Below are 19,396 nucleotides of genomic sequence, written 5' to 3'. Positions count from 1 at the left end.
TTTTCCAACATCTAACCGCCTCTGTTTACCTCTATATACTATGTCTCTATCTATTCTTTTCCTCATCCTCAATTTCAGCATAAGAGTTACTAATTTCCGAACTAAATGCATTAATTAGTGTATTATTTTCATCGAATCTATTGAATAATACAATACTCTTTTCGCCTTATAGGAATTTGCAAAACCATATATATGAGAAATATCTTCGATGTGTTGATGATTTATTCTTTCAACTAATCTTCTCCTTACTTCTTTTAACAGGATATGATAAAATTGTATTTATTTATTTTTTAATTTCACATATTTGGAGGCGTATTATATCATGCGGCAAAACAATTCTGTAAGGGTACAACATTTAGGGGAAGACGCATAATTGACCCTATAAACTGCGATTCCCCTTCATCTTAAAGGGGTTATATGCAAGTGCTACATCGAAATGAAGTTCACGCGTCACGATTCATCCTTTGGCTGAGCATTTTAACGTTTTTCAGCGTTATGAACGAAACCATGTTTAACGTAACATTGCCGGATATTGCCGCTTATTTTGATATTCCACCGTCGGCGGCAAATTGGACTAATACCTGCTTCTCGCTATCCTTCGCCATTGGCATCGCTGTGTACGGTAAGATATCGGAACATATAGATATGAGAAAGTTGCTGTTATTCGGTATTCTGATCTACGGTTTCGGTTCGATTGCCGGCCTATTGTGTCATACCTGGTATCCGGGCGTTCTGATCGCGCGTTTTTTTCAGGGAGTTGGCGCTTCGGCAGTTCCATCGCTTATTATGGTGATCATCGTCAAGATTGTCGAACCGGGAAAACAGGGCAAGGCGTTCGGCCTGATTGGCTCTGTGGTTGCATTTGGCGAGGGGATCGGCCCGGTCATCGGAGGTGCGATTTCCGACTATATTCATTGGTCCTTGTTATTCACACTGCCCTTGCTGTCGCTGCTAGCCCTTCCTTTCGTACTACGGACTCTGCCCGACGAGACTTCGGAAAGAAAATCATTCGATATTACCGGGGCCGTTCTGCTATCCGTCGGCATTCTCTCGTTTGCGCTGTTCACAACGCTTTACCATTGGATTTACCTCACTGCAAGTCTGGTTCTGTTCGGGCTTCTCGCTCTTCATATCCGCCGGCAACAGGCACCGTTTCTGGAACCGTTCCTATTTCGGAAGAAAAGGTATATTGCCGGTGTGCTCACCGGTGCCTTGCTGCTCGGCACGGTCGCCGGTTTCTTTTCCATGGTGCCTTATTTGATGAGAGCGGTGTACCATATGCCGACCGGCCTCATCGGAAGCGCCATTCTGTTTCCGGGCACATTAAGTGTCATCTTGTTCGGGATGCTCGGCGGGATGCTGGCTGACCGCCGGGGCCATATCGCCGGGATGTTGTCCGGGCTTGGCATGATTGTCGCCGGTTTTCTGATCGTACTCTTCTATACGGATCGAGCGCCTTGGCTTATTACAGGTTCGATTATCCTGACGTTTGGAGGTCTTTCGTTTGTAAAAACTGTCGTTTCGGCAAGTGTCGCCAAGACGCTCGAGCCGGATGAAGCAGGTTCCGGAATGGGCATGCTCAACTTCGCCTGTTTCCTTGCCGAAGGTATTGGCATTGCCGGTGTGGGCGGACTGCTGACGAAGTCGTGGCTAAACTCCCCCCTAATCGCGACCGTAACCAGTCAAACAGCCGCGCTTTACAGCAATATGATGCTGATATTTATTGCGCTCGTGACGTTTGGCGGCCTCCTGTTCGCTCTGTCGTACAAGCGCAATCGTCAATGATTTACTGCTCTAGGGATTTTCTGGAGCTTCATTAATTAGAACATGAAGCCTCCAAGTCCATTTCAATAATGGTATTGGAGGCTATTTAAGAAGTTCTCCTTAGTTCCAGGCCAAAATTCCAGTGCTTCTCGATTTGTTCAAAGCGCTTTTTATATGAATTCGTTTCTAATAGGTCTTTGATTATTTACGGCAAGTGCTTCAAAGGCATTACTGACAGTTATCGATCCATGCCAGTGCCGTAGCTTGCCTGATGGTTAGGGCGCAAAGGTACTGATAAATCGCGTTTTTCAAAAAATGAAACAATTTAATTGAGCTTATGGAGTGTAGCGTTCTTATGTTCACGGTAGGTTCAAAAATGCGCTTCAAGGTCGAAAACGAACAATTGGACACCATGCCTCCTACTATTATTGCACAAGAGATTGAATTAATTAATTAAAAACTTGAAAATATAATTCTGTTGCCTTGACCTTCGTATGTAAAAGAAAACCTCTAATCATTGAAGAAGTCTTCAATGATTAGAGGTTTATTTCGATTTGATAATCTGTTTTCAGATACCATCTTTTATCTTACCAAAACTAATGTGCGGTATAACCTCCATCAACAAGCAAGGTAGTACCATTTACGAAACTAGCATCATCGCTAGCTAGGAACAACACAGCTTTTGCTACTTCTTCTGGTCGTCCAAGTCTGCCCTGTGGATGAAGTGAAGTTAAATATTCTTTGCTTTTTGCATCTACGTTCTTCAACAGAGGCGTTTCAATGTATCCAGGACATACCGCGTTGACACGAATTCCGTCTTTTGCATAAGCAGTACATAAATTCTGAGTTAACAGCTTAACGCCTCCTTTTGCCGAGGCATACGCTGTTGTTTTAGGCAACGCAACGAAGCTGTGAATTGAACCAGCATTCACAATAACTCCGCCATTTCCTTGCTTAAGGAACTGTTCGATTGCATATTTATCGGAAAGAAATACACCCGACAAGTTAATATCGATTGTTCGTTTCCATTTATCATATGACAATACGTCAGCGGTGTCGTCATCGGCAACCCCTGCATTAGCATACATAATATCCAGCTTACCGTATTTCTCAATGGTTTTATTAATCATGTGCTTTATATCTTCTTCTTTAGTAACATCTGTTTTGACAAATAACGTATCAAGACCTTCCCCATTGAGTTCGGCAGCTAGTTCCTTACCATGATCAGAAAAGTCAGCAATGACAACTTTTGCTCCTTCTTTTGCAAAAAGACGAACGGTTGCTTCTCCAATTCCACTGGCGCCACCTGTAACAATAGCAACTTTTTCATTTAATTTCATACGATTCAACCGCTCCATTCATCATTAGTTATATATACATAGTTTGTCCATTCATTAACATCTTATAAATCCTAATCGGACTCAAAAGATTTAAGAACTTGTACTCTTCAATCTTACTCCTTTAATTTTGAAATACTATCCTATAAAGTTCTGTGTAATAATGGATTGTATATCCCCCATTTGTAGGGTATTTCATTTGAAAGGAACGGCTTATTATGACACAACATTTTCATCCATATACTGATATGACTTTTCAGGAATTTGTATTGTTTTTCAGAACGCATAACAAACAGCTCGAAGAAAATACAAACATTTACTTGATTTCGGAAACTAACATCTCTGAAACACATCGGAACGAAACAGAAGTGCTGATGGGATCCTTTTTTCGGATATTTACTCATTCAGACATGGATAATATGGAAAATCACTACTCTTCTTATTTGGACACCTGGGTTCAATCTCAGCTATCCATATTAAATATGGCAAGCTTACATTGGCTTCAAATTATATTTGAAAAATCTTTGCTGACTCTATTGATTCAATTGAAACATCAGCGAATGATGGAACCACTCATGTTCCTGTTATCTGTTTTTTCTTATCTGATGCATAGCTTTCATAAATGGGCAGATACGGAGCCTGTAACTCATGATACGAAGGAAAATGACGAAATACATAAACTGCGTTTGCTGGACCAATTAAACCAACTCCTAGTCAGTTCTTCCGGAGTTTCCGATCTAGCCTTTATCCTTAAAAAATGTGAGAAGTATTTCAATTATAAACGTTGTGTCTTCTATGCCTATGTACCTTGGTCCAACCAGTTCTATGGGGTCATCGGTGAAGAGCTTCCAAAGGTTCAGAGTATGAAAGGACAATTGACCGAGCAAACTCTAATCTTCAACTCCAAAAGACCGATCTATTTGAAAAATCCAAAACCTTATCTAAAGGACGAGCATATCCAGTTATTTCAGTTGTCTTCAATCATATTTGTACCGATTGCCCATGAGCATCAATTGTATGGCTGGGTCACGTTTGACCAAATGGGAGATTCATTTGACTGCACAAAGAGTGAGCTGGATTTGCTCGAACAAGTGGGAAAGAGAATTGGTTTGTTTTTATCCAGAAAAGAGAAGGAAAACACCGCCAAAACGATGGCCATTGTATTAACAGAAAGGGAATCTACCGTTCTCGATCTTCTCGCGGAAGGATACGATAACAAGAAAATCGCTTCTTTGTTGTTCCTAAGCGAGTATACAGTGAGAGATTACGTAAGCAGCCTTATGACCAAGCTGCGTGCCAAAAATCGGACACAGGTCGTTGCCTATGCTTTCCGTTGGGGGTTATTAAGTTAGAACCTTTGAATTTAATTTGTTAAAAATATAATATCACCAACTTGTGTATCATGTTGATGATCTTATATTTCATTCAGCGCTTCTTGGATAAATGCAGAATAACGTTGAATTGATCGCCGTGAATCTCGACCTTAATCTTCCCTCCGTGCAACTCAATGATGCTTTTCACAATAGCCAGTCCTAGTCCCGAGCCCTCTGTCTGGCGGGATTCGTCTGCTCTTTTGAACCGCTCGAACAGTTCTTCCGAATCAAAATCAATCTCATAGGCAGAGGTATTTTGAATTTTGAATCTTACCAAATCATCAGTCTCGTCCAAATAAATATAGATCCGGGTTCCTGGAAGTGAGTATTTCTGCGCGTTGCCAATTAAATTTTCGAAAACACGCCACATTTTGTTGCCGTCCAAATACGCATGGATTGGAAATTTCGCAATCCTCTCCCGAATTTCGAGCGACGCTTGTCCTATGTGGTTGTTTGACTCCGCAATCGCTTGTGTCAACAACGTTGCCACATCGACGTACTCCATATCCAGCTCTATTGTACCGCTGGCCATCTTTGAAATATCGAACAAATCTTCAATCAACAGTTTCAGTCGCAGCGCCTTACGATCTAGCGTTTCAATATAGGCTCGGGCTGTTTCAGAAGAATGATTTTCTTTTTTTAATAAATCGACATAGTTGATAATCGAAGTAAGCGGGGTCTTCAAATCATGCGATACGTTGGTAATCAGTTCAGTTTTTAACCGCTCGCTTTTCATTTGATTATTCAATGCATTTTGATATCCGGCTTTCATATTGTTAATATAGCCAGCAAGTTCAGATAAGGAATCCTTTCCTTTATCCTGAATTGAATTCTGAATATTCCCTTCGGCAATCTTTTTGCTCCCGTTGATGATAGCGATGTAACGTCTAAGCTTGGATAGTATATATGGAGCAAGAAGCAACACATACAGCAACAAAAAAATTATGAGCCATCCCTGTCCGTAATACGTGACTGCCTCCCAAAAACAAATACCGGCTATCGCAGTCAGCAAAAGTATAATGATGAGGCCAAACGTTAGTCTCCCATATTGCAGGCTGGCTCTAAGACCGTTTCTCCAAATATGAAAGTAATCTATCAGCACACTGCCATGCCAGAAGGAACGTCTATTATGCGGTGCTTTATAATAACGAAATATTCTGGCTGCCAACAAGCCGAGGATAATAATAGAAATAACTTCCAATATAAAACTGGACGCTGAAAATCTCAGACTCAACCCTAGGTATGAATACTCGTTTATAAGTATGAAGGTCCATAAAATAGTGGCGACAATGATGACAAGCAGATCGATTCCCACCTTTCGATCTGCTTTACTTTTTCTCGAATTTGTATCCAATTCCCCATACCACCTTTAAATATTTTGGGTCTTTAGGATTGATCTCAATTTTTTCACGAATATTTCTCACATGTACGGCAACCGTATTCTCTGAAGCAAAGATCGGTTCATTCCATACGCGCTCATAAATCTCATCAATGGAGAAAACTCTACCCTTGTTCTCCATCAGCAGCTCCAAAATTTTATACTCCTTCGCAGTCAGTCTAACGTCCTCTCCATCCACCTCAACAGTCTTCGAGCTTTTGTTCAGCACGAGTCCTTTTACTTGAATGATCTCTTCCCCAATTGATTGGAAGGAACCTAAATTCGTAAACCGGCGTAGCTGAGATCGAACTCTTGCTACCAGTTCCAGAGGATTAAACGGTTTCGTTATATAGTCGTCGGCTCCAACGTTGAGCCCCAAGATCTTGTCACTATCCTCCGATTTGGCGGAAAGCATAATGATCGGTATATTTTTGTTTTCACGAATTTTAAATGTTGTCTTGATTCCGTCGAGCTGCGGCATCATGATGTCCATGATAATAAGATGAATCGTTTCTTGTTCAAGGATTTCCAGCGCCTCTAAACCGTTAGAGGCCGTAAATACATCTACATCATTGCTTTTTAAATAAATAACGAGAGCTTCTCGAATTTCCGGTTCATCGTCTACAACTAGAATATTATTTATATCCATAATTCTCACCTTTATCACGTTATTGCTATTACTTCTAATCTGGAACAAATGTATCCCGGAAATTTAACATAGCCGGTGGAGCATGTGCAATTGATTATATATACATAGCTTTTCTTGCCCAATTTAAGTCATAATACACGATTTAAATGAAAAATCTCTAGTACAAAAACGAAGGAATTAATGAAGTTTTTATACATCGTAATTTCAATCCCACTAACTGCAACTTCTTTAGATTTTCTTTAGAAATACCCTCATCATTCCCTTAATTTTTCTCGGTAAGATACAGCTATCAACATGAGGAGCTGAAAAAAAATGATTGTTCATAACGTGCTAGATCTTATCCATCAATATGGGTACCTTTTCTTTTTTCTAGCCTTCTCTCTAGGCCCATTCGGAATCCCAATTCCTAATGAAGTAACCATTCTTACCAGTGCCGTTCTAAGTCGCTCGGGTTTTATCAATCACTGGACTGCCTATATCAGTATTCTGATTGGTCTGCTAACAGCGATCACGGTTGCTTATTTTACAGGCAAATTATTCGGCCACAAATTGAAGAATAAGTTCTCACACAATAAGCACTATCTCATAGCCGAATCCATTTTCAGAAAAAGAGGCCATGTAGCGATGTGTATCGGAATGTTTATCCCTGTTGTGCGTTATTTCATGCCTTTGCTCATTGGACTGAGCGGTGTTCATTTTAAAAAATTTGCTCTTATAACCTACTCAAGCGCCCTACTCTGGACGATTACTTTCTTTGCTTTGGGAAATTTCTTTGGAACTCCCATCTTAGCAATGCTGGAGGATATAAAATGAAATCAAATGATAGTCTGCTATTTTTAAGAAGCTTTGTAAAGAGCCCCAAAAATGTGGGGAGTATTATTCCAAGTTCTCGTTTTTTGGCTAATGCGATGGTTAAACAAGCAATTTGGCAAGGAAATATGGCAGTTGCAGAGCTTGGAGCAGGGACTGGAGCCATTACCCGATACATTCAAAAAAATGGACATGAAAACACAAAAGTTTTATTATTTGAAATGGATCAGAGGATGCGCAGCAATTTACGAATTAAATATCCAAATTTCACTTCTCACCCAAACGCTGCTGCTTTACTAAATACAATGAAGAACGAAGGTATAGATGCACTCGATTATATATTTAGCGGTTTGCCATTTTTTAATTTTGAGCGTACATTGAGGGACACCTTAATCGAACAGATTCACCAAGCTCTAAAACCTGGAGGACAATTTATTGCTTTTCAATATTCTCTACAAATGAAAAAACAGCTATCCGAAAAATTTATTATTGAAAAAATTGTGTTTGTACCTCTGAATATTCCTTTCGCATACGTTTATGTATGTCGTAAAAAAGAAAGTAATGCAAAGCCACAGTCTTCGTTGTTGTAGTTTGAATTAAGGATGCTCCATGACTCATTTGTAATTTTTCAAACTGCATCCTAGATAGATAAAAACCAGTGAATGAATTTAAATTCCACTGGTTTTACATTCTTATTTCGTTTACACGGATTCATGAAAAAGAATATCTGAAAAGCCCGTAGTAAAGAGGTCCAATCATGATAACTAATGTTATTAACATCAAAACTCTCCTCACCACAATCGGTAATTCCTTCAGGAGTTCTTCACCTTCATAATCCTTTAGTAGCATCGTGAATGAGATATCCCACAGTAAAGCTGTCACGGTAACAATTTTCCAGAACGCAGGAGTTAGAATAGTGGTTTCCGTAACGAACCCCAACAACCCAATCCATGTAATGACAGACACGACGAAATCTATTTTGCTAAGTTTTGATTTATACTTTCCTTTTAATAAAAAAGCGAGAGATGCTGTTCCGAGCAATCCAAGATACATCGTCCATAAAAAGTAAACCACATACATTCCTCACTTTTTGTTATTTTTATATATTTTATATCTCCTTTTATATGCTTTTGCATTATATCCAATCAACTTCGCAATTGATATATTAAATTTTTTCCATATTTAGGCGCTATTCTGCTATCCTTACGCTTTTGACAAAAACATAGAATCGAGACCTCTCTCAACTTGTCTCTTCTCACAAATCATGTTCCATGAAAAGAATATCGCGTTTCATTTCCTTCATGCCCTGTCTTGAAATCCGTCCAGCCTCGAACATGGACTGGATGTTGTCTCTCTCCAGCTGAATTCCGACTCGGGCCAGCTCCTGCATCGATTTGCCCAACTCTTTTCGGGTGCCGATGTCCGGTTCATTTCTGGTCAGACCCAGCAGCATACGTTCATATTGCAGAATCAGTGAGCTGACCATCTCCATATCCCGCTCGCCTTCTGCGAGCAGAACATTTAGCTGCTTAATGACATAAGTAACATTTTGAATTCTAAGTCTGTTCAGTTCCGCCCTTCTTTCTCGGAAACTTAACCGGAATTGCTGCAGCATTCCGAACACTTCGTCCCAATGCTTAACGGGGAAAAGCTCTTTTTTATAGCGCGCATCTCTTGTGTGCATATACAATAGTTTGTTAATTCGATTAAGGTAACGGTATGCTGTGTATGGATTCACTTCTTTCTTTTCAAGTGCAAGCAGAGTGTTCTCTCTTTCCCATTTCAGGACAGACAAACCCAAGGATCGCTGTACCTTATCTTTCTTTTCATCTTTTTTGAGCGTTCGAATTCTGGAAGTATACGTATTGATGATCTGAGCGGTCGCAAGCCGGTTCTGGTCCGTGATCGATTCATTTAATCCGGTAACCACATTCCTCAGAATCTCAATTTTCGCCTGAATCTCGTCCTCTTCCTGCTCCGTTTGTGTTTCTTTACCCAATAAAAGCGGCAACAGATAGTTGGATGCCAGAAGCGTCCACAGAATAACCCCAGCCGCTAGGAAAATGATCAGATCCCTGGCCGGAAATGAAGTGCCATCATTAAGAAAAAACGGCAGTGACAATGTACTCGCTAGTGTGATCGTTCCCCGGACTCCCGATAGACTAAGGATAAGCGCCTTCTTCAACCTAAGATGCCAAGGGTCGCTCTGTTTGAGTCCTTTAGAAATATCCATCAGGATTGCCCAGATGAGACGCAGCCCGAGTACAGCTGAAGTCAATAATAGTGTGTACATAATGACTTTAAAATTCCCTATTTCCGGGTTACTCCAAATCGTCTGGATAATATCAGGAAGCTGTGTTCCAAGCAACAGGAAAACCAGTCCATTCAATACAAAGATAATGACCGACCAGGTGCTTTTGGATACAACACTCAGCTTGGCTACCTCGGGGTTCATTTTCTTGTAACCGAAAGAATGGGCGATTCCTGCGGCGACGACAGCCAGGATACCGTTGACCCCTAATTCCTCCGCTGCCATGAAAATCAAAAATGGAGTCAAGATCTCAATCAGCATGTGAAGCGTGACATTCTCCATCCCCAGTTTCCGCAACCACTTCACCACACCATATTTAATTAAGGTGAGCAGAAGGCCCAGTACCACACCCCCAAGTGAAATGGAAATAAAGCTGATACTGGCAGTTTTGAAAGAGAATACACCTGTGACCATTGCGGCTACGGCAAACTGAAAGGAGACCAGCCCTGATGCATCATTTATTAAAGATTCTCCCTCAAGAATTTGCATTGTCTGATGGGGGATCTTTACTTTCTGCTCCAGTGCACCAACGGCCACAGCATCGGTAGGTGCTAGTGCAGCCGCCAATGCAAAAGCTGCCGCCAGTGGGATGACCGGAAGTAGCCAATTTAGGAAATAACCCATCACGGCTACCGTTACAAAGACCAAACCAAGCGCTAGCAAAAGGATAGGTTTCTTCAGCTTCCAGAGCGCTTCTTTATCTGCATGCCTGCCATCATTGAACAGCAACGGGGCTATGAATAGAAGCAGAAACAGCTCCGGATTTAATTTCAGTTCATAGTGCAAGGGTAGCAAAGTAATCAACATCCCCAGCACGATTTGAATAATAGGCACGGAGACCGAAGGGATAAACCGGTTTACTAAATTAGATAATGAGACCGCCGCAAGCATCAGCAAAATATATTCAAATAATTCCAAACGAATCTTACCTCCATATTTATCTGCAATAAGCAGCTTTTCGTAATTATTTCTAACAAGAATTTATCTTATTGTAAAATGCATTTATGAACTGTATGTGAATGAATCGCTTTTCACGTAGGCTGCTCAGAGACATATTCTATAATCCCCCCGGCTAACGATCCATGTTCTTTTCCTACGGATTGACATCAATATATAAAAAAGCCGCAGTTACGCGGCTATTAAGCGTTGTGTGTTCTTGTCGTTTTACAAATTTTTTAAAGTTAAGCGTTGAACTGGGACCAGTAATGAGAATTTTTTTTAAGTTTCATTCCTATGGGTCACAGTTCACTGTTTTACGGTCGTATTGCTCCCAGGAGCCTTGTTTAAATCATATCGGATAATCTGGCTGCTGTCGTTCATGTAATAGACGATGCCCCCACCCTCATACACAAACGTTGAGGTAGATCCGGCGATTTCAGAAATATTGATTGTATGCAATAATTTTAATTTGGTGGACGCCGACTCACTTACCTGATAGATAGATACTCGTGAATTCTCGACCAGCATCACAGTTCCATCTGGAGCTGTCTGATAGCTTTTTGCAGAAGCAGGAACTGTCTGCATGACACCCTTCCGGTCTATGATGAAAAAGTTGCCATTGGATAGAATTCCTGTGAATCCGATAGAAAAAACATCTTTGCCTTCACGCACCGAATTCTTCATATCTTCCCGGTAGCTTACGTTACTTATTTTTTTAGTCCATACTATTTTACCTTCCTTGGTTTTCGCCGTATAACTCGTAACGTTGTTGCCGAGATTCTTCTCTATTTTTTTGTGAGATTCACAGATGATTTATCGTCATTTGATTCGTTAAAATGAATAGAGGAACGCGGTCGTAAAACAAAAGCAGCCGCTGAGCGGCTGCTTCTGCAACTAATTACTCGTATATTTAACCCAATCGTATTCTGCGTACAATGGATTGGCACCGTTATAAGGACCTAACCAACTATCAACCCCGGTTCCATTCCATATATTCATCATAATTTTACCGGGAGTTATGGGGATATTGCTGGTTGCGGTATGCTTCAATACGCCATCAACATACCACTTGATATACCCTGGTTGCCAGTCGAAAGCATAGGTATGGAACCCCTGTGATGCATCAAAGCCAAGGTTAATAACTTTCTCATGACCACCCACCCCATTTGTAAAATAATTAAATTGCACTTTGGTCGTGTCTTTTCCTAAAAATTCAATATCAATCTCGTCCCATTGCGTGCCATGAGCAGGTCCTGTGTAGGTGAAAAAGGAGGATACTATGCCGGTATTTTTGGCAGGCTTCATGCTGACTTCATACAGCCCATATCCATAATTATTAGTGGAGCGGTACTCCCCGCAATCAAACTTGTTGTACGCAGAACTTGTCAAACCTAGCTTGAGCTTCCCATCATTCGTAAAATTGACATTGTTGGCCCGCCATGTGCAGTTGAACATTTCTCCGTTGGAGTAGCCATCTGCCTTTTGCCATGTTTCCGGGTTAAAATAAGTTAGTGGTTCCCAGAAAACATAACTTGCGAAAGCACTTACCGAAACAAACAAAGATACCACACATGCCACCACCAAAGTATACCAAGACTTCCTTTTCATCACACACCTCCATGAATGATTCCAAACATGTACGAAGTTTGGGCAAGGGATCCCCAAAAGTAGTAGATCCTCTTGCGGAAGCATAATATAAAGCGCTTACACGTTTGGTGTTTTCATTCTATATGGATGTAAATGGGATAACTATAGCAATCTTTAAAGATAGATATTCATTTCTAAAGCTTTTCGTGAGGAAAAGGTCAACGCCTGGCTCTGCACGAGCTGTTCATATTCAGTTCATAAAGCTATTTTATTCTATACAAAATCATTAGAAATATTATGGATCACGGGAGGAACGAATATGAAAAAAAATATTCTAGTTAGCGGGGCGAGTTTTGCCGGCATCTCAACAGCCTACTGGATGAAGCAGTTTGGCTACAACGTGACCGTTGTTGAGATCGCTGAAGGTCTTAAAAAAGGCGGCACACCTGTAAATATCCGCGAAAATACCGTCGACATCGTGAAACGTATGGGTCTGCTAGGCCAAATCCAGTCGAACAAAATAGACATGGAATTGATGGAATTCAAAAATTCCGATGATGTCACTGAAAGATTCGAAATCCGTGAGCAGCTCGCAGAAGATGAATATGAAATCGAGCGAGATGTATTGCTGGATATCATGTTCAAGGCTGTCAAAGATGACGTTGAGTTTATTTTCGGAGATAGCATTACATCATTGAAAGAAGAAAATAATGGCGTTGAGGTAGCTTTCAAAGGAGGACAAAAGCGCTCGTATGACCTGGTATTCGGCTGTGATGGTATTCATTCGACCGTCAGAAAATTGTGCTTCGGCGAGGAGGCGGAATTTTCGATTTTTCTTAAAACGTATTTCTCTATCACGATCGTGGATAAGTTGTTGATCCGGGAGAATACGACACAGATGTACAACGAGCCGGGCAAGGCGGTCATGCTGAACACTTATAACAATAAAACCGATATTGTCCTCTGCTTTTCTTCGGTGAAGGAACTCCCATACGACTACCGAAACGAAGATCAGCAACGGGATATCATTCTGAATCAATTTTCCGGACTAGGCTGGCGAACGCCGGAATTGCTGGAAGAAGTGAAGAACTCGAAAACTTTTTACTTTGACAAGCTGTGCCAAATGAAAATACCGTCGTGGACAAAAGGCAGGGTAGCGCTAGTCGGTGATGCTGGATACTGCGCCTCTCCGGCTGCTGGCATGGGTGGATCACTGGCAATAGATGGGGCAGCAGCCTTGGCTGATGCTTTCCAAAAAAACCATGGGAATTTTGAACTTGCGTTCCAAGAATATAATAAGAGTTTCCGTCCTTTCATCGAGGAAGTTCAAGCAAACGCGGAAATGATGGTAGATTTTCTTGTCCCACGAACTGAAGAAGACATTCGCGAAAGAATTTCGCAAGCGGCATCCATTAAGGACATCTAGGGACCGATTTGTAGGATATTGAGAGGCTATCATTTGATGGTATTTTTTCAGTGTGTATTTGTTGAGTTTAATGATTAGGACCAAGTTCTTGTCCTCAGTTTGGGGCAAGAACTTGATTCCTTAAAAAAAAACCGCTAAATTAGCGGTTTCAATGGAATTTCAACAATTTGGGGATTTGCCAACAAATTATCGAGTTTAGTTAACCCTTTTAATGGAGAGAAATCCGTGATGGCATTACCCGTGATATCTAACCTCACCAAGTTATTTGCGTACTGCAAACCCTCTAAGGATCTAAGTCTTCCAGATTTGCTATTTAGTGTTGTCAATTTCAGCATATCTCCAAAGGTTAGATCTCCCGTTATTCCTAATGCTGTTTTAATAGAATCTCTTAGATAAACATCTTGGATGACAATCGGCGCAGTTAAATTAACTTCGGTTAATCCAGCTATTGCTGCCTGTAATGCCGCTTTGTATTTCCCCATGTGGCATGGTCAGATCCATTGCCATTTCCCCCGTCAGTCACGACCAATTTAAGTTCCTTCGCTCCGTAGTGTAAGTCCAAAGCAAAGAATCAGAATGATTCCGGCGACCACATATCGGTGTCAATATATACTTTCTTGATTGTATATGTTTCGTCACTCGAATATGAGCTAACAAACGAAAAAAAGCCGCTAAAATAGCGACTTTCAACGAAGATATTGGTGTCCCTCTACATTAACCTTCCATATCATTTAGGACAGCTTCATTTCCAGTTGGTTCAACTAAAATATAATACCGATAATTATGGCCGATAAAACGCTTACAAGTGTAGCCCCATATAACAGCTTCAATCCAAACCGAGCAACAATGTTCCCTTGTTTTTCATTCAGCCCTTTTACTGCACCCACGATTGTACCAATGGACCCAAAGTTAGCAAATGAGATTAGAAAAACGGAAACAATGGCTGTAGTACGCCCACTTAAACCATCTTGGATCTTAACAAAGTCAAGCATAGCTACAAATTCATTCGCAACCAGTTTCGTTGCCATGATACTACCGGCATGAACAGCTTCATGCCATGGCACACCGATCATAAAGGCAATTGGTGCAAAGACATACCCTAGAACACCTTGGAACGAGATGCCAAATATGCCACTGAAGACCCCGTTAATTAAAGCAATGATTCCAACAAAACCAACTAACATTACTCCCACTACAATGGCTACTTTAAAGCCATCCATAATATATTCGCCCAGCATTTCAAAAAACGTTTGTTTTCCCTCTTCCTGAACTTCAACAATATCTTCTTCAGCTGTAACTTCATACGGATTAATGATGGATGCAATGATAAAGCCGCCAAATAGGTTTAATATTAATGCAGCTACTACATATCTAGGTTCCAGCATCGTCATATATGAACCAACAATGGACATAGATACCGTTGACATTGCAGATGCACATAATGTATACAAGCGATGCTTTGGCAATAATCCAAGCTGATTTTTCACAGAGATAAATACTTCATTTTGTCCTACAATTGCGGCTGCAACCGCATTATAAGATTCCAATTTCCCCATGCCATTTACTTTACTTAGCACCAGACCAATATACTTTATAATGAACGGCAGTATTTTGTAATGTTGCAGAATCCCTATTAATGCTGACATAAAAACGATAGGCATCAAAACATACAGGAAAAATGTATGGGCTCCTTCATTTGCAATCCCACCAAAAACAAAGTTCGTTCCTTCGTTGGCATATCCAAGTAATTTCGAAAAACTATCGGCAAAGCCTTTAATTAAGAATTCGCCTATACTCGTTTTTAGTATAATTAGTCCCAAACCTATCTGAATAACAATCATTATAATGATTGGACGATATTTAATTTTTTGCTTATTATTACTCGCAAGCCATGCCAGTAATAGCACAATAATCAGACCGGCAACAGAAATGAGATAATGCATGTTTAACCCTCCTAAAATACTTACTGAAAATTGGCGCAGCAAAACAAAGCGACTGTTCCCTAACCCAAAGGTTAATGCAGATCACTATCACACTCAGCAAGAAAAATATAACATCCAACTAGGTGTGGCTTGACGTGATCCCCATCATACCTTTCATAAAAGAACCGCTTATTTGAAAGATCAATAAGAGCAAATATATATTGGCTAATTAGGCCTTGCAAAAATACAGCTATCCCTAAAGTAATCATTGTGCTCTGGATGATTCCAGAAGCCTACATGGGTGTTAGGTTATATAAATCTGCGATAGCAATTGACTCAGCGATTTCACCTCTTATCGATAAACTAGCTCTCAATGGCTGCGTTAAGAGCTATTTCAACCATTTCATAAAAAGATTGTTCACTTTCTTGATGAGTTAAGTGCTCCTGTGTTAACAGCTGACTGCCTACTGTCAAGATGGATAATACTTTCACACCATATTTAGCGGCTAACGTATATAGGGCTGTGCTCTCCATTTCGACTGCTAATACACCAAAATCCATAAACTTGTGAAGTCGATCTAAGTTCTCACGGTAGAATTCATCAGAGTTATAGATGTTACCAACAAATACACTTACTTGTTTAGTTTGTGCCTGTTGATACGCTTTCATTAACAATGAGAAATCTGCCGTAGGTGCATAATTACAGCCATGGAAAATCTTATCCGTCATATTACTATCTGAAGACACGGCTTGGGCTATTACAATATCGCGGATATTAATTTCTTTCTGCATGGCTCCACATGTACCGATACGAATCAATTTCTTAACTTCATAATCGACGATCAATTCCGTTGCATAGATACTCATCGATGGATTTCCCATCCCTGTCCCCTGAACGGATACCCGTATCCCCTTGTATAATCCCGTATACCCATACATGCCTCTTACTTCGTTATAACAATTGACCTCATCTAAAAAGTGTTCTGCTACGAATTTTGCACGCAAAGGATCTCCTGGAAGCAAAACGATGTCCGCTACTTCTCCCTTTTTCGCGCCTAAATGCCTACTCATATTTCTGCCTCCTACTCTCAATGTGAAACCAGGCTTCCCAAGAAATCTCTTCTTGCCTTCAAGAAAATTTGTTTGGAAAGTACATTGAGCATAAGATTTTTTGTCATAACAAACTAGACCAAAATCTTACGGAGGGTCAGGGAAATAATTGATCAAATTATAAAAGCAATTCTTTACGAATGTTGTCTAGATCTCTTTTGGACGGAATCGTAGAGATAATAACAACAGGCACGGTCTGCAATGAAACCGGGATATTACTAATGACAAAATCAATCTGATTTTGCTGCATCATTTCGTCGGAGAGCCCTTTCATTATGGACGTATTGATGATCAACTGATCCCCAATTTCCTTCTTGATCAAATCGGCTATGTAATGACGAATTGAGAATTCTTCCCCAATTACTAAGAAGGCTCTTTTCTTTTTATAACGTAAACTTGAACGAACAATTAAGGTTAGCTTGGTCAAATGAAAATGATTATACAAAACGGCAGGATAAGCTTTACTCCACGTTTGCATGCAGGTTTGCAGTTCTTGATAAATCTGCTGGCATTCCTTTTGTACATATGCCGTTAAATTACTTTTTGAAATCATCATCCATTCAGAAATTGCATTATCGATTAATAACTTGTCAAAGAACGCGTATATCTCCAATATAAATCGTTCTTCCATCTCCAAGTTGGGGTATACTTTTGCCAGTAGTCTTAGAAGCAGATTCCCCATTTGATATTCTTCTTTATCTTTATGCAATTCGACTTCTTTCATCGGCGTTATTTCCGATCCTTCATAATAATGATATTGGCTGAGACTAACCAGGGACTGCATAAAGCAAATTTCACTTTTGGAGAAATCAATGGAGAACTTTTCTTCAAGACTCTTTGCAAGGATCTCCACGGGTAAATAAAACATCCCTTTTTCCCAGGGGTAGCCATTTTCGTCGATTTTTACGTATTCCCTTTTAGCGACTCTTTCCACAACAATGGCCAACAAAAAGGATAATCTCCTTTTGGAATTGATAAAATATACAATGTTTTTCTCATTCTCTGTATTTGTGATTAACTGATTGATATATGCAAAATCGACATTTGCAAAGGGCCATCCTGTGAACTCATACGCATCACAATATAACTTCCAATAGAAATATCGAATATTCATTTCATTTCCTTTGATCATTGGGGTTGAATACGTAATGCGTAGCTTATACGCTTTTAGATCATTATTATTTAATTGCACAATTAGTTTCTTCAAAGACGAGGTACTCATAAACATGACTCCGGCAAGCTCCTCCACGGACAGCCGTTCCACATTCGTAAACAATACATTCATCAGTCGATAAAAGATGGTTTGTCTGAACATCGAAGAAATCACTTCACTCATCGTCTCACTTCGCCCGTCACGCAGAAGAACGATTCCCTTTCCTCTAGAAACTTCTATAGTTACAGTCGGCGGCAATTGCTTGCTGATTTCATCCACCATCTTACGTATTGTTTTATCTGAGACCCCTAAACTTTTTTCAACTTCAGCTAAGGTAAACCATCTTTGTTCCGTATCAAGCAGCGTTAATAGTTGACTAGCTAATGTAAATCCCTTATCCATGTTTCCACCCTATTTCACTTATTTTGAATGTCATCGTGTTTTTGGCTAAAGAAAACTCATTCCCGCATAAGGAAAGAATCGGCTTTTTAATGTGTTTAAATACAATCTATGATAAACCAGTGTGAATAAGCTTAAACTATCCCACCCGTTCGTTCAATTCATATACGAGCCGACCCTTTCGGCACCATTTATTGGTTTTTCCTTTTTTATCCATGAAAAAAACCCCCTCCGCTCAGCAAGATCAAGTCCATCTTAACAGATGTCTTTTTTCTCTTGTCTACGAAAAGGGGATAACAGCAATTTAATCTTATAGTTCCTATACCTTATTATTCAATTTGGGTTGTCTTCATAAAGATTTTTTTCAAATTGTTCTTCTAGATGCTCTGCGTAACTGACAACACGTGGGGATTCCAATAACCTACCTATTACAAAATATAATCCAATCAAAATACAAACTGATATAATGATTTCAACAATGAGTGGCATCATTCTTCCATATTCTCTCCTTGCCAGGTAGCGTCTAATCGGCCCAAGTTAGATTTGATTATTTGCTTGGTTATCCATTACCATTCCACTTGGTCGAAACGCATGTTTTTGTAGTAATACTCTCTGTCATGATCCGTGATATCACGTAGGACCCTGCAGGGATTTCCGACAGCGATTACATTACTAGGGATATCCTTGGTTACCACGCTTCCTGCACCGATCACACTACCCGCACCGATAGTAACTCCTGGCACAATCACAGCGCAGCTACCGATCCATGCACCATCCTCGATAACTACCGGTAGAGCGAACATTCCACCTTCTTTGCGCTTTTCTGGGTGTACTGGATGATTGGTTACAGCAATCGTGACATTTGGGCCAAACATGACATCGTTTCCAATCGTGACTTTATAGTCATCGACAACAGTTAAATTAAAGTTGATATAGACATTATTGCCTACTGTAGTGTTTGATCCATAAGACATCCGAATAGGAGGTTCCATCCAAACATTTTCACCAATACTACCGAAAAGTTGTTCCATCAGAGCCTTACGCATTTCAATATCATCGGGATGTAAGCGATTGATCTCATAACATAGTGCCTTTCCTCGTTGACGCGCCCGAGCCAGATCAGAAGCTTCCTGTGGATAATTCGCATCGTGATCAGTAAACAGTTGTCGGTTTGCCATTCGTTCTGTAATATTCATGCCTTAGTCCCCTCTGCATTTAATCTATTTATTTTAGTTGAC

Annotated in this window: 16 protein-coding genes; 5 read left to right on the top strand and 11 right to left on the bottom strand. The window is 40.3% G+C overall.

The window, feature by feature from the left end; genetic code table 11:
- Window positions 1–417: 417 nt before the first annotated feature.
- Window positions 418–1,785 (top strand): MFS transporter, encoded by a 1,368-nt coding sequence (locus tag AMS66_RS12325; protein ID WP_053781088.1) that lies wholly within the window; start codon window positions 418–420, stop codon window positions 1,783–1,785.
- A 575-nt stretch (window positions 1,786–2,360) separates the two neighbouring features.
- On the opposite strand, the gene AMS66_RS12320 is transcribed toward AMS66_RS12325, so the two are convergent.
- Window positions 2,361–3,104: an SDR family NAD(P)-dependent oxidoreductase gene (locus AMS66_RS12320; protein ID WP_053781087.1), complete on the bottom strand. Its 744-nt coding sequence runs from the start codon at window positions 3,102–3,104 to the stop codon at window positions 2,361–2,363.
- Between the two features lie 407 nt (window positions 3,105–3,511).
- Here AMS66_RS12320 and AMS66_RS12315 point away from each other — a divergent pair, with 407 nt between their 5' ends.
- Complete coding sequence (locus tag AMS66_RS12315; RefSeq protein WP_236703361.1) at window positions 3,512–4,453, top strand: LuxR C-terminal-related transcriptional regulator; 942 nt, start codon at window positions 3,512–3,514, stop codon at window positions 4,451–4,453.
- 73 nt (window positions 4,454–4,526) lie between these two features.
- On the opposite strand, the gene AMS66_RS12310 is transcribed toward AMS66_RS12315, so the two are convergent.
- Window positions 4,527–5,828, bottom strand: a complete 1,302-nt coding sequence (locus AMS66_RS12310) for a sensor histidine kinase (RefSeq protein WP_053781085.1) — start codon at window positions 5,826–5,828, stop codon at window positions 4,527–4,529.
- Window positions 5,803–6,501: a response regulator transcription factor gene (locus AMS66_RS12305; protein ID WP_053781084.1), complete on the bottom strand. Its 699-nt coding sequence runs from the start codon at window positions 6,499–6,501 to the stop codon at window positions 5,803–5,805. The genes AMS66_RS12310 and AMS66_RS12305 overlap by 26 nt, the downstream gene beginning before the upstream one ends.
- A 312-nt stretch (window positions 6,502–6,813) precedes the next feature.
- On the opposite strand from AMS66_RS12305, the gene AMS66_RS12300 reads away from it, so the two are divergent.
- Together AMS66_RS12300 and AMS66_RS12295 are read left to right on the top strand one after the other, a co-directional pair.
- Complete coding sequence (locus AMS66_RS12300) at window positions 6,814–7,314, top strand: DedA family protein (protein ID WP_053781083.1); 501 nt, start codon at window positions 6,814–6,816, stop codon at window positions 7,312–7,314.
- Window positions 7,311–7,901 carry a class I SAM-dependent methyltransferase gene (locus tag AMS66_RS12295; RefSeq protein ID WP_053781082.1) on the top strand — a complete coding sequence of 197 codons (591 nt, stop codon included), beginning with the start codon at window positions 7,311–7,313 and terminating at the stop codon, window positions 7,899–7,901. Before AMS66_RS12300 ends, AMS66_RS12295 begins: the two co-directional genes overlap by 4 nt.
- A gap of 665 nt (window positions 7,902–8,566) precedes the next feature.
- Here AMS66_RS12295 and AMS66_RS12285 read toward each other — a convergent pair.
- The 3 genes from AMS66_RS12285 to bglS all read right to left on the bottom strand — a co-directional run bounded on the left by AMS66_RS12285 (window position 8,567) and on the right by bglS (window position 12,169).
- Window positions 8,567–10,540 carry a Na+/H+ antiporter gene (locus tag AMS66_RS12285; protein WP_053781080.1) on the bottom strand — a complete coding sequence of 658 codons (1,974 nt, stop codon included), beginning with the start codon at window positions 10,538–10,540 and terminating at the stop codon, window positions 8,567–8,569.
- A gap of 327 nt (window positions 10,541–10,867) precedes the next feature.
- Window positions 10,868–11,245, bottom strand: a complete 378-nt coding sequence (locus AMS66_RS12280; protein WP_053781079.1) for a hypothetical protein — start codon at window positions 11,243–11,245, stop codon at window positions 10,868–10,870.
- A gap of 210 nt (window positions 11,246–11,455) precedes the next feature.
- Window positions 11,456–12,169 carry a beta-glucanase gene (bglS, locus tag AMS66_RS12275; protein ID WP_053781078.1) on the bottom strand — a complete coding sequence of 238 codons (714 nt, stop codon included), beginning with the start codon at window positions 12,167–12,169 and terminating at the stop codon, window positions 11,456–11,458.
- A gap of 298 nt (window positions 12,170–12,467) precedes the next feature.
- On the opposite strand from bglS, the gene AMS66_RS12270 reads away from it, so the two are divergent.
- Window positions 12,468–13,574, top strand: a complete 1,107-nt coding sequence (locus AMS66_RS12270; RefSeq protein ID WP_053781077.1) for an FAD-dependent monooxygenase — start codon at window positions 12,468–12,470, stop codon at window positions 13,572–13,574.
- Between the two features lie 134 nt (window positions 13,575–13,708).
- On the opposite strand, the gene AMS66_RS32305 is transcribed toward AMS66_RS12270, so the two are convergent.
- The 5 genes from AMS66_RS32305 to AMS66_RS12245 all read right to left on the bottom strand — a co-directional run bounded on the left by AMS66_RS32305 (window position 13,709) and on the right by AMS66_RS12245 (window position 19,354).
- Entirely contained in the window at window positions 13,709–14,056 is a 348-nt protein-coding gene (locus tag AMS66_RS32305) for a leucine-rich repeat domain-containing protein (protein ID WP_053781076.1), read from the bottom strand.
- Between the two features lie 279 nt (window positions 14,057–14,335).
- Window positions 14,336–15,517: a NupC/NupG family nucleoside CNT transporter gene (locus AMS66_RS12260; RefSeq protein ID WP_053781075.1), complete on the bottom strand. Its 1,182-nt coding sequence runs from the start codon at window positions 15,515–15,517 to the stop codon at window positions 14,336–14,338.
- 342 nt (window positions 15,518–15,859) lie between these two features.
- Window positions 15,860–16,567 carry a purine-nucleoside phosphorylase gene (gene deoD, locus AMS66_RS12255; RefSeq protein WP_053781074.1) on the bottom strand — a complete coding sequence of 236 codons (708 nt, stop codon included), beginning with the start codon at window positions 16,565–16,567 and terminating at the stop codon, window positions 15,860–15,862.
- A gap of 157 nt (window positions 16,568–16,724) precedes the next feature.
- A complete protein-coding gene (locus AMS66_RS12250; protein WP_053781073.1) occupies window positions 16,725–18,161 on the bottom strand; it encodes a helix-turn-helix domain-containing protein in 1,437 nt (478 codons plus the stop codon).
- 563 nt (window positions 18,162–18,724) lie between these two features.
- Window positions 18,725–19,354, bottom strand: coding sequence for a DapH/DapD/GlmU-related protein (locus tag AMS66_RS12245; protein ID WP_053781072.1), 630 nt, complete (start codon window positions 19,352–19,354; stop codon window positions 18,725–18,727).
- Window positions 19,355–19,396: the final 42 nt, after the last annotated feature.

It is taken from the genome of Paenibacillus xylanivorans (assembly GCF_001280595.1).
GTDB lineage: Bacteria > Bacillota > Bacilli > Paenibacillales > Paenibacillaceae > Paenibacillus > Paenibacillus xylanivorans.
This window is presented reverse-complemented; position numbering and strand designations above follow the sequence as displayed.